At 66.0% G+C, this 11,271-nt stretch carries 8 protein-coding genes; 5 read left to right on the top strand and 3 right to left on the bottom strand.

All coding sequences use genetic code 11. The features are described 5' to 3' along the window. Window positions 1-287 precede the first annotated feature (287 nt). From PHI64_RS07805 to PHI64_RS07795, 3 genes are all read left to right on the top strand, one after another. Window positions 288-1,919, top strand: a complete 1,632-nt coding sequence (locus PHI64_RS07805) for an ABC-F family ATPase (RefSeq protein ID WP_299881151.1) — start codon at window positions 288-290, stop codon at window positions 1,917-1,919. Between the two features lie 64 nt (window positions 1,920-1,983). Further along, window positions 1,984-2,631 (top strand): hypothetical protein, encoded by a 648-nt coding sequence (locus PHI64_RS07800; protein ID WP_299881148.1) that lies wholly within the window; start codon window positions 1,984-1,986, stop codon window positions 2,629-2,631. 35 nt (window positions 2,632-2,666) lie between these two features. Then, window positions 2,667-5,645 (top strand): response regulator, encoded by a 2,979-nt coding sequence (locus PHI64_RS07795; protein WP_299881145.1) that lies wholly within the window; start codon window positions 2,667-2,669, stop codon window positions 5,643-5,645. A 21-nt stretch (window positions 5,646-5,666) separates the two neighbouring features. Here PHI64_RS07795 and PHI64_RS07790 read toward each other — a convergent pair whose 3' ends face one another. The 3 genes from PHI64_RS07790 to PHI64_RS07780 are packed head-to-tail and all read right to left on the bottom strand — an operon-like array spanning window position 5,667 to window position 9,714. Next, a complete protein-coding gene (locus tag PHI64_RS07790; protein ID WP_299881142.1) occupies window positions 5,667-6,512 on the bottom strand; it encodes an alpha/beta fold hydrolase in 846 nt (281 codons plus the stop codon). 14 nt (window positions 6,513-6,526) lie between these two features. Next, on the bottom strand, window positions 6,527-8,146 hold the full coding sequence (locus PHI64_RS07785; RefSeq protein WP_299881139.1) for an NAD(P)-binding protein: 1,620 nt from the start codon (window positions 8,144-8,146) through the stop codon (window positions 6,527-6,529). Then, window positions 8,146-9,714: a polyamine aminopropyltransferase gene (locus tag PHI64_RS07780; protein WP_299881136.1), complete on the bottom strand. Its 1,569-nt coding sequence runs from the start codon at window positions 9,712-9,714 to the stop codon at window positions 8,146-8,148. The genes PHI64_RS07785 and PHI64_RS07780 overlap by 1 nt, the downstream gene beginning before the upstream one ends. An 83-nt stretch (window positions 9,715-9,797) precedes the next feature. Here PHI64_RS07780 and PHI64_RS07775 point away from each other — a divergent pair, with 83 nt between their 5' ends. Both PHI64_RS07775 and PHI64_RS07770 read left to right on the top strand, forming a co-directional pair. Next, a complete protein-coding gene (locus PHI64_RS07775; RefSeq protein WP_299881133.1) occupies window positions 9,798-10,184 on the top strand; it encodes a DUF350 domain-containing protein in 387 nt (128 codons plus the stop codon). A gap of 69 nt (window positions 10,185-10,253) precedes the next feature. Then, window positions 10,254-11,270: an SPFH domain-containing protein gene (locus PHI64_RS07770; RefSeq protein ID WP_299881130.1), complete on the top strand. Its 1,017-nt coding sequence runs from the start codon at window positions 10,254-10,256 to the stop codon at window positions 11,268-11,270. Window position 11,271: the final 1 nt, after the last annotated feature.

Below are 11,271 nucleotides of genomic sequence, written 5' to 3'. Positions count from 1 at the left end.
GGGTGATCAAGGCCGAAATGGCCTCGAAATGCGGCAGCAAGGGCGGAAAAAGTGATCATCGAAGTCGGCTCAAAACTGCTGGCTTGGGTGTTCGTGCTTCAAACGTCAATTGATCAGGGGTTCCCTAGGTGCGGGGCCGGGTGAGCGCCGGTGCAGGCTCGGGGCGGCTGCTGTGAAATCTGGCCAGGTGCTTGAAAGATATGATAAATTCCGTACCAGCTTCGCCGGCCATGCGCCGGCGTTTTCGTTTGGCCGCCCTGGCCCCCGAAAATTGAGGAATCCCTGTCGTGCTCATTGCCAACAACATCACCATGCAGTTCGGGGCCAAGCCCCTGTTCGAGAATGTCTCCGTCAAGTTCGGTGACGGCAACCGCTACGGCCTGATCGGCGCCAACGGGGCGGGCAAGTCCACCTTCATGAAGATCCTGGCCGGCGTGCTGGAGCCCTCCGCGGGCAATGTGGCCCTCGATAGCGGCGAGCGCATGGCCTTTCTGCGCCAGGACCAGTTCGGCTACGAAGATGTGCGGGTGCTTGACGTGGTGATGCAGGGGCATGCCGAGATGTGGAAGTGCATGCAGGAGAAGGACGCGATCTACGCCAACCCGGAGGCCACCGAAGAGGACTACATGAAGGCCGCCGAGCTGGAAGGCCACTTCGCCGAATACGACGGCTACACCGCCGAGGCCCGTGCCGGCGAGCTGCTGCACGGGGTGGGCATCCCCACCGAGCAGCATGGTGGCCTGATGCGTGAAGTGGCGCCGGGCTGGAAGCTGCGCGTGCTGCTGGCCCAGGCCCTGTTTGCCAACCCGGACATCCTGCTGCTGGACGAACCGACCAACAACCTGGACATCAACACCATCCGCTGGCTGGAAGATGTGCTCAATGAGCGCAACTCCACCATGATCATCATCTCCCACGACCGTCACTTCCTGAACCAGGTGTGTACCCACATGGCGGATCTTGACTATGGCCGCATCCAGGTGTGGCCCGGCAATTGGGACGATTACATCGAGGCCTCCACCCAGGCCCGCGAGCGCCAGTCCAACGCCAACCAGAAGGCCAAGGAGAAGGTCCAGGAGCTGCAGGAGTTCGTGCGCCGTTTCTCGGCCAACAAGTCCAAGGCCCGCCAGGCCACCAGCCGCGCCAAGCAGATCGAGAAGATCAAGATCGAAGAGTTCAAGCCCTCCAGCCGCCAGTACCCGTGGATCCGCTTCGATTACGACGAGAAGGAGAAGCTGCACCGTCAGGCCGTCGAGATCGAGAACCTGACCTTCGGCTACGATCCGGCCAACCCGATCATCAAGAACTTCACCTTCACCGCCGACGCCAATGACCGCATCGCCATCATCGGCGAGAACGGCATCGGCAAGACCACCCTGCTGAAGCTGCTGGTGGGCACCGGCCTGCACGGCCTGGCCCCTCAGTTCGGCACCGTGAAGTGGGCTGAGAAGGCCAAGCTCGGCTACTACGCCCAAGACCACGCCGACGACTTTGCCAGTGGCGAGAACCTCACCGACTGGATCAGCGGCTATGTACGTGAAGGCGGCTACGAGGGCGACGACGCCGAAACCTTGATCCGCGGCACGCTTGGCCGTCTGCTCTTCAAGGGTGACGACGTGAAAAAGTCGGTCAAGGTGATTTCCGGGGGCGAGCAGGGGCGCATGCTGTTCGGCAAGCTGATGCTGCAGCGCAAGAACGTGCTGCTGCTGGATGAGCCGACCAACCACATGGACATGGAGTCCATCGAGTCCCTCAACTCGGGCATTGCCGATTTCGGCGGCACCCTGTTCTTCGTGTCCCACGACCGGGCTTTCGTATCGTCCATCGCCACCCGCATCCTCGAGATCCGCGGCCCCGGCGACATCGTCGATTACCGCGGCACCTACGAGGAATACCTGTCCAGCCAGGGCATCCAGTAAGCACTCTGGTGTACCCGTCTTCGGGCCCCTGCAGCTTGGTGCCCGACGTGGGCCCCGTATCACCGTGAAACCCGTCATCCAGCCCGTCCTCGTCGTTTTCACCATCCTGGTGGGGCTGGTGGTGGATCGTCATGGCGGGGCCTGGGGGCAGCCTCTGGTGAGCCTTTGGGTGTGGCTGCTCTTTGGCTTGCTGATAGTCCAGGCGGCAGGTTTGCGCCTGCGTCTGACGGCTTGTCTGCTCATCGCGACGGCGGGTGAAGTGCTGCTGTCCCTGGTCTGGGGGCTGTACGACTATCGCCTTGGCAATCTGCCCCTGTTCGTGCCGCCTGGGCACGTGCTTCTTTACTGGCTGGGCCTGCAGTGGGCCGGGCGCCTGCCCGGACGGGTGATGGCCCTCACGCCCTGGCTGGCCCTGATGGCCGTCAGCGCCCTGGCCGTGGCCGGGATCGACTGGATGGGGCCGGCCCTGGTGGCGGTCTTCCTGGTCTGCGTGTGGTGGGGGCCATCGCCGCGGCTCTACATCACGATGTTCCTGCTCTCCCTCGGCATGGAGTTGTGGGGCACCTGGTTGGGCAACTGGAGCTGGCGTGCTGCCTTGCCTTGGTTGGGCTGGCCGGTGGCCAATCCGCCCCTGGCGGCGGGGGCGTTCTACTGCGTTCTCGATCTGCTTAGTGAATCTGTGCGTCGCCGTAAAGCCTGCCACGCTACCTGAGGAGCAGGCCGTGTAAGCTCCTGTATTCAACGGCCATGAAACTCAGCAAGCTATCCCTGATCTTCTCCGCGGCCCTGTTGCTGATGGTTGCGATCAACGGGGTGATTTCCCTGCTGGTGCTGATTGCCTTTGACCGGGCCCAGGCGGTGCAGGACGAGCGGCTTGAAGCATTGCACCTCGTTGGCGAGCTCCGCCGCGAGATGGACACCCTTGGCCGTCTTGTGCGTAGCTACGTGGTGACCGGCGATATGCGCTATCTCACGTACTACCACGCCATTCTGGCCATTCGCGAAGGTGAGAAGCCTGCGGTCGAGAAGGGTAATGCGGCCGGCTACTGGGATCGGGTGATTGCCGGGGAGACGGCCTTTGACCCCCCGGCGGATGGGCCCCGCGTCTCGATGCGTTCGCGCATGGTCAGGCTGGGTTTCCAGGGCCCCGAACTGGCTGCCCTGGAAACGGTGCTGGTCGAAGCAGAGGCGCTCAAGCAACTTGAGCAGATCGCCTTCGCCGCTACCCGGGGGCTTTACGACCCCACCACCCGCACCTTTGTCTCCGACGGCCAGCCCCACCCGGATCTGGCTGTAAAGCTGGTTCACGGGCGGGAATACGATCATCAGCATGCCCGCGTCGCGGTGGCTTTGGCCCGGCTCCTGGAGCAGGTGGATCTGCGCACCGGGCGTCAGGTGAACGAAGCGCGCCAGCACCTGCGCAACTGGATCATCGCGGTGATCGTGGCCATGGGGAGCGCTGCCCTGCTGGTTCTGCTCGGGCTGCGCACCATGCGCAGCAAGGTGCTCATCCCCCTTGAAGGAATGTCTGCGGCCACCGGCCGGCTGGCGCGTGGCCAGTACGACGTGCGTATGGCGGGTGAGGGCGGGGTGGAGGAAGTGCGGGTGCTGCGGGACGCTTTCAACTCCATGGCCACGGCCATTGAGCACGACATTCACGGGCGTGAGGACATCGAGTCGGCGTTGAAGGAGGCGAGCGCCCGGGCCGAGCAGGCCACCCAGGCCAAGTCCATGTTCCTCGCCAATATGAGCCACGAGATCCGCACTCCGCTCAACGCGGTGATCGGCATGGCCGAGCTTATCCTCCATAGCCCATTGCCGCCGCGCCAGCGGGATTATGCCGAGAAGATCCGTATGGCCGGGCGCAGCCTGCTCGACACGGTCAACGACATCCTGGATTTCTCCAAGATCGAAGCCGGGCGGCTGGAACTGGAGCGCGTGCCCTTCCGTCTCGAGGATGTGGTTTCCAGCGCCTACCTGCTGGTCGAGCGGGCGGCCCTGGAGAAGGGGGTCGAGCTGCTCTTCGAGGCGCGCCCCGGCAGTGGCGACTTGCTGGCCGATTCCCTCGTCGGAGACCCCCTGCGCATCGGCCAGGTGCTCGGGAACCTGCTGTCCAACGCGGTCAAATTCACCCCGTCCGGCCACGTCTCCCTGCGGGTCGACGGCCAGACGGCGGAGGACGGACGGCTGATGCTCAGCCTGATCGTTGAAGACACGGGGATAGGCATGCGCAACGACCAGATTGGGCGTCTGTTTGAAGATTTCGTGCAAGCCGACGGCGCCACCACCCGTCAGTACGGTGGAACCGGCCTGGGGCTGGCCATCGTGCGCAGACTGGTGGATCTGATGGGGGGCGACATCCGGGTGCACAGCGTGCCCAAGCGGGGGAGTGTGTTTCAGGTAAGGCTGCCCTTGGCACGGGATGAGCGCCGCAGCAACGCCTCTGCAGACAAGCCCGGACTCAGCCTGCGGGTCCTGGTGGCTGATGACTACCCCGAGGCCCGCCTGGCGCTGATCGATCTTCTTAACTACGAGGGGATCGACGACATTGATGCGGTCAGCCGTGGCGCGGAGGTGCTCGCCTGCCTGGAGGCTGCCCGCACCGATGGGCTGCCTTATGACCTGCTTTTTCTCGACTGGTCGTTGCCCGACCAGGATGGTGGGGCGATCCTGGAGATCCTGCGGCAGCAGCCCGACCTTGCGCCCCATCACGTGGTCCTCATGTCCATGCCCCGTGCCATCGACGGAGAGGCTCCGGAGATCCGGCGGGATGGCCTGCATTTCTGCGACAAGCCGCTACTCCCCGGGGTTTTGCGGCGCCTCTGTGATGCGGCGCTGGGCCGCGTCGTGGCGAGCTCCGGCGGCGGAGAGGTGGCCACCGGCGCCCTTGACGGCATGCGTGTGCTGCTGGTGGAGGACAACACCACCGGGCGCGATGTGGCCATCGCCCTGATGGGGCGTTGGGGCGTCGAGGTGGATACTGCCGGGGATGGCCGGGATGCCCTTGCCCAGCTCTACGCAAAGCCCCCCGATCATTACGCGCTGGTGTTCATGGATCTGCAGATGCCGGTAATGGATGGCTACGAGGCCGTACGTCAGATCCGCAGCCAGCCTGCCTATGATGCTTTGCCCATCTACGCTCTATCGGCCCACAGCGGCCGTGCCGTACTGGAGCGCTGCCTGGCCATCGGCATGAATGGCTGCCTCAATAAGCCCTACGAGTTGAGTGATCTGTACAAGGTGCTGCGCCAGCACTACCCCGGAGCACCGGACCTGGCCGATCTGCCGGCGGCGGGTTCGGTGGTGCTGGCCGGCCTGGATGACATACCGGGTCTCGATGCCCGTTGCGCAATCAACGATACGGGCATCAGCCCCACTCTGTATCCACGCCTGCTGGCCAAGTTCCGCCTGCAGTTCGCCGATGGCCCGGTGGCGCTGCGGGCGGCGGTGGATGATAGGGCCTGGGACCAGGTGGCACCCTTTGCCCATACCCTCAAGGGGCGCGCTGGCCTGCTCGGCATGACCGAGGTGTCGGCCCTGGCCGGGCGCCTTGAGGCCGCTGCCCATGCGGGCGACAACAGCCGCGCCCGCATGGCCCTGCGCAGCCTTGAGGAGCACCTGCAGGTCATCGTGGCCGGGTTGGCCCGCGTCCTTCCCCCTGGTGATTTGGCGGACGCTCCGGACGCCGTCTCACCGTCTGTGGCGACGGCCGTGGAGCGCGCCTGAGCCTCGGGGGGCGGGTGCCGATTACTTCAGGGCCCTGATTCGCTGCGACAGGCCGTCAAGGTAGGCGGGGAATTCATGGATGTCCCCGTGCCGTGCGCCCTCCACGCGCAGCAGCGTGGCTCGTCCGCCGCTGGCGGCGGCCAGCTGGCGTGCATGCGCGAAGGGAATCAGCTCGTCCGCGTCTCCATGGGCAATCAGGATGGGGCAGCCTACCTGACCGATCAGCTGGTCGGTGCGCAGGGGGTACTTCAGCAGTGCGGCGGGGACCAGGGGAAACTGCTCGGTGGCCAGGCGCTCCACGCTGGTGTAGGGCGTCACCAGCACCAGCAGGGCCGGTGTCACCTCTGCAGCCAGCCGGGTGGCCAGACCGCTGCCCAGGGAGCGGCCCAGGATCACCACCGGCTTGCCGGCGTAGGCCGGTGCCACCTTTTCCCAGGTGGCACGTACGTCGGCATGAAGCTGCGCCTCGCTGCTGATGCGACCGGTGCTCTTGCCGAAGCCCCGGTAGTCGAGCATGAGCAAGTCGAAACCAAGCTGGCGGTAAAAGCCAATGTTGCGCGTCCAGCCCACCAGGTTTCCCGCATTGCCATGCAGGTAGTAGACCAGCCCCCGGCTGTCGGGCTGGCGGAACAGCAGTGCGCTGAGCTCGGCGCCCTCGACAGGGATGCGCAGCTCCTCGAAATCCTGCTCTGACGGATAAAGACTGGCGAAGCTGAAATCGGCGGGCAGGGGCTCCGGGTGGAAGAGCAGGTCTTCCTGTTTCAGGCCGATGGCGGCAAGGGCAGCGCCATAGACCGCCACCGGCGCGGCCAGCAGGTTACGCAGCCAACGTCGCCTGCGTGCTTGGGGGGAGGGGGGTGATTGCATGTCGGGTGCGCTCCCTAGCGGGCGGCCGCCAGCCGGGCGGCGCGTTCGCCCCACCAGCTGGCCTCCTCGAAAACCGAATAGCCGGACAGATCCGCATGGGCGAAAAGCAGGCGTCCGTCTGCGGCCTGCAGGGCGGCCAGGCCGGGGTTGTTCAGGCTGCCGCAGCCCGGAATGGCCATGCCGTGGCCGCGTACCGTGATGTCCACGGCGCGGGTTCGGCGCCACAGTTCAAGGGCGCCATAAGCCTGCCTCAGGTCGACGGCCGCCAGTGCCAGAAGTTCGTCCGGGCCCATGGCCAGTAGCCGCCGGCGTGCCTCGGCGGGGGGCTGATCGGCCAGGGCCCGATAGGCGGTGAACACCGTGTGGGCGGGTTTGGCGGCGCGCAGCCATTGATGGGTGGATACCACCCAGCCCAGGCCCGGGCTGCCATGGATCACGTTGTCCCAGGCCAGGGGGGCGTCAGGTGGCTCCGCCGGAAAGCCGTCGAGCAGGAAGTTGGCCACCAGCCAGGGCGCCTGGGCCGGCAGATGCCGGGCCGGGTCGAAGCCGTAGTCACGCAGATGTGGAACGACCCGCGCCGCTACGTGCAGGGGCATGGCGCAGATGGCGCGGCGGGCATGGAGCATGAACGGGCCGGAGGCGTCCTGGCAGAGGATGCGGACGCCCTCCCGGGTTTCCTCGATACGCAAGGCGTAGCCGGGCTTTTGCCGGGCGGGTGGCACCCGAGCGCGCAGCCCCTGGGCGAGGAAGGCCAGACCTTCGGGCCAGGTCAGCACCGTGCCGTCGGCGGCATTGGCTGCGCGCCCGCCGCGGCCGGCGAAGTAGTGCAGGCCGGCCCAGGCCGATACGCGCTCCAGGCCGGCCCCGTATTCGTCCCGGCACACATAGTCGAGCCAGGTGTGCAGGCTGGGGGCGCTGTAGCCCTGGGCCACCAGCCAGTCGCGAAAGGGCTGTGCGTCGAGCCGGCGCCATTCGGCATCGGTGGATGAAAGGGCCTTGGGCACGCAGAACAGGCGCCGTCCGTCGCTGCCGTGGCGTCGGGTCAGCTCGGCGACTTCGGCGAGAAAGCGCCGGTGCTGCGCGGCTTCTGCTGCATTCACCTGCCCGCTCGGCAGCAGACCCTCGTGCCAGGTGCCCTCGAAGTAAAGGCGTTCGTCCGGGGCGTGGACCAGGGCCGTCTCGCTGAACCGTGGGCGCTCCGAGAAGGGTTCGGCTTCGATCACGCCGAGCTCGAAAAGGAGCTCCCGCACTCCTCGGGATTCCATCGACGGCAGGGGCAGGTAGTGGGCGCCACGCGGGTGGAGCAGGGGGCCGGAGGGGCTGTCGAAGCGGCCGGCGGCGGCGTTGCCGTCGGGCTCCGGGCCGTCGAGGAGAAGGAAGTCGTCATCTCCGTCCCGGGTCAGCCGCCAGGCGGCCGTGAGCCCCGCTACCCCGCTGCCTAGGATGGCCACTCCGGTGCGCAGCGCGCGGGTGGGGGCGGGGAGCGGCCCGGCGTCGCGCAGCCGATGGCCTTCGGCCAGACCGGGCTGGAGAATCCGGACCGGAATGCCCAGGTGTTCGAGGCGGCGACAGGCTGGCAGAGCCAGGCCCAGTCCGGCGGCTCCGGCAGCCTGCAGGAAGTGGCGTCGCCGCATCAGCGCACCACGTTGCCCCAGTCCTGCTGGAAGTAGTGCACCAGTTGCTGGTCGTTGAGGTGATTGGGATCGACGGGCAGGCGCTGCATGTCGGGAGGGAAGCGGAACATCAGCCGCGTGGTTTCCGCATCCAGGTAGCGGGTGGGGATGCTGTAGGCGGTGGGGGGCGTGTAGCCCGGCTGGCGGGTGGCGAGGTTGAAGCCCCATTCGCCGAAGGAGGGGACGTGGGCATGGTAGGGGTGGGTGTGGAAGCCGGCCTCGCGCAGGGTGGCGTCGATGCACCAGAAGCTGCGGGGGGCGAACCAGGGCGAGGTGGACTGGACTACCAGCACGCCGCGGTCTGACAGGTGCTTGCCCATCAGGCGGTACATGGGCACCGAGTAGAGCTTGCCGAGGCCGAAGCTGGAGGGGTCGGGGAAATCGGCGATGATCAGATCGAAGACCTCGCTGTGGGTCTCCAGCCACTGGCCGGCGTCGGCGTTGATGACCGTGACCCGGGGATTGGACAGGGCTTTTGCGTTGAGCCCTGAGAGGTAGTCGTTGCGGGTGAACAGGTCGGTCATGGCCGGGTCCAGGTCCACCAGGGTGACCCGTTCCACCTGGGCATGGCGCAGGATTTCACGCACCGCCAGGCCGTCGCCGCCGCCCAGCACCAGCACCGAGCGTGCCCAGGGCATGCTCTGCAGGGCCGGGTGCACCAGGGCTTCGTGGTAGCGGTGCTCGTCGCGGCTGGAGAACTGCAGGTTGCCGTTGATGTAGAGGCGGGTGTCGTCCTTCCAGCGGGTCACGGCGATACGCTGGTAGGGCGTGGTGGTGGCGAAGATCACCTCGTCGCCGTACAGGCCGCGCTCGGCCCAGTGGGTGAGTTTTTCCGAGCTCACCAGGCCGCCAGCGAGGAAGGCCATGACCAGGGCGCCGCGGGTCAGGCGGCTGCGCAGGCGGGGGATCTCATGGCGGTAGTACCACAGCGTCCAGAGGGCCACGGCCACGTTGGTCATGCCGAACAGGAAGCCCGTGCGGGAAAGGCCCAGTTTGGGAGCCAGCACCAGGGGAAACAGCAGGGATACCGCCAGGGCGCCCAGGTAATCAAAGGTCAGCACCCGGCTCACCAGCTCGCTGAAGCTGGCCTGGCGGGTGTGCAGGACGCGCATCACCAGCGGAATCTCCATGCCCACCAGCACGCCGAGGATGAACACCAGTGCATACAGGGCGCTGCGGAAGGGCGCCGCCATCCAGGCGAAGAGCAGGAAAAGCAGGGTTGCCGACACGCCGCCGAGCAGTCCGACCAGCAATTCGATGTCGATGAAGCGGGCCAGTACGTCCCGGTCGTTCACATACTTGGACAGGTGGGAGCCCACTCCCATGGCGAACAGGTAGCAGCCGATGATCGACGAGAACTGCAGCACCGAGTCGCCGAGCAGGTAGCTCGACAGGGCGCCGGCGATCAGTTCGTAGGCGAGGCCGCAGGAGGCGACGACGAAGACCGACAGGATCAGCAGGCGGTCTGGCAGGCCGTTTTCCGGGCGGGCGGCGGGTGGGGAAACGGGGGGCGTTCGGGGCTCGGGCATGGCTGCGGACTCTACCCGGAAAGCGCTTGCCGGGCACGGGGAATGCTGGCTAAATACTGGCCCGGTCGCCGAGGATTCCGCTGATGGAGCCGCTCTACAATTACGTTGTGCATCTGCTGTCCGGCCTGTTCATGGTGCTGGTTTTCGCCAACATCTATCTGCGGGTCACGCCCTTTTGCGAGCTGTCCCTGATTCGCCAGGGCATTGTTGCGCCGGCCTTGTCGCTCGGGGGGGCTGTTATCGGTTTTTCCCTCACCGTGGCTTCGAGCATCCTTCACAACGACAGTTTGCAGCTGTTCCTGGTGTGGAGCGTGGCGGGGCTGTCGGTGCAGCTGCTCGCCTATGTGCTGCTGGGCCGGCTGGTGCCGCGGCTGCCTGAACAGCTTGCCGCCAACAACGTGGCTGCTGGCGCCTTTGCCGGCATGGTGGCGCTGGTGGTCGGCATTCTCAACGCCGCCTGCATGTCGTGACATCCCCGGCGCCGGACGTTTGGCGTCCGTGGCCACCCCATATCTGAACAATCAAGCTCGGGAGCAAACATGAGCATCGGATCCTTCATCAAGAAGCAGTTTATCGACGTTCTCCAGTGGAACGAGGATGCCGACGGTACCCTGGCCTGGCGTTATCCCATGGAGGATTTCGAAATCCAGTACGGGGCGAGTCTGACCGTACGGGACTCGCAGATGGCTGTCTTCGTCAATGAAGGCAAGGTGGCCGACGTGTTCGGGCCGGGCATGCACACGCTCACCACCCAGACCATTCCGGTGCTGACCAACCTGAAGAACTGGGACAAGCTCTTCGAGTCGCCCTTCAAGTCCGACGTTTACTTCTTCAGCACCCGCCTGCAGCTCGGTCGCAAGTGGGGCACGCCCCAGCCGATCACCCTTCGCGACAAGGATTTCGGCATGGTGCGTCTGCGTGCCTTCGGCATGTATTCCTACAAGCTGGCCGATCCGCGCAGGTTCTTCACCGAGATCAGCGGCACCCGCGCCGAATACACCGTGGACGAGCTGGAGCAGCAGCTGCGCAACCTGGTGGTGGCGACCATGAGCGCCACCCTGGGTGGTTCGGACGTGCCCTTCCTGGACATGGCTGCCAACCAGGTGCTGCTGGCCGAACGCATGCGCGAGGCCATGACGCCCACCTTTGAGCGCTACGGCCTGAGCCTGGACAACTTCGCGGTGGAGAACATCTCCCTGCCCGAGGAGCTGCAGAAGGCCATCGACACCCGCATCTCCATGGGCATGGTGGGCGACCTGGGCAAGTACACCCAGTACCAGGTGGCCAACTCGGTGCCCCTGGCGGCCCAGAACGAAGGTGGCCTGGCGGGCGTGGGCGCCGGCCTGGCGGCTGGGGTGGGCATGGGGCAGGTGATGATGGATGCCCTGCGCGGCAGCCAGGCGCCGGCTGCCGCCCCCGCATCGCCGGCGGCAGCGGGCGGCGACGATCCGGAAGCCCGCCTGGGCAAGCTCAAGGCGCTTCTCGACAAGGGCCTGGTGACCCAGGCCGACTACGATTCCGCCAAGGCGGAGATCCTCAAGAAGCTGATCGGATAAG

Origin of the sequence: Zoogloea sp., assembly GCF_028689785.1 — a bacterium.
Lineage (GTDB): Bacteria > Pseudomonadota > Gammaproteobacteria > Burkholderiales > Rhodocyclaceae > Zoogloea.
The sequence above is the reverse complement of the archived record's forward strand: the minus strand, read 5'-3'. Positions and strand labels throughout refer to the sequence as shown.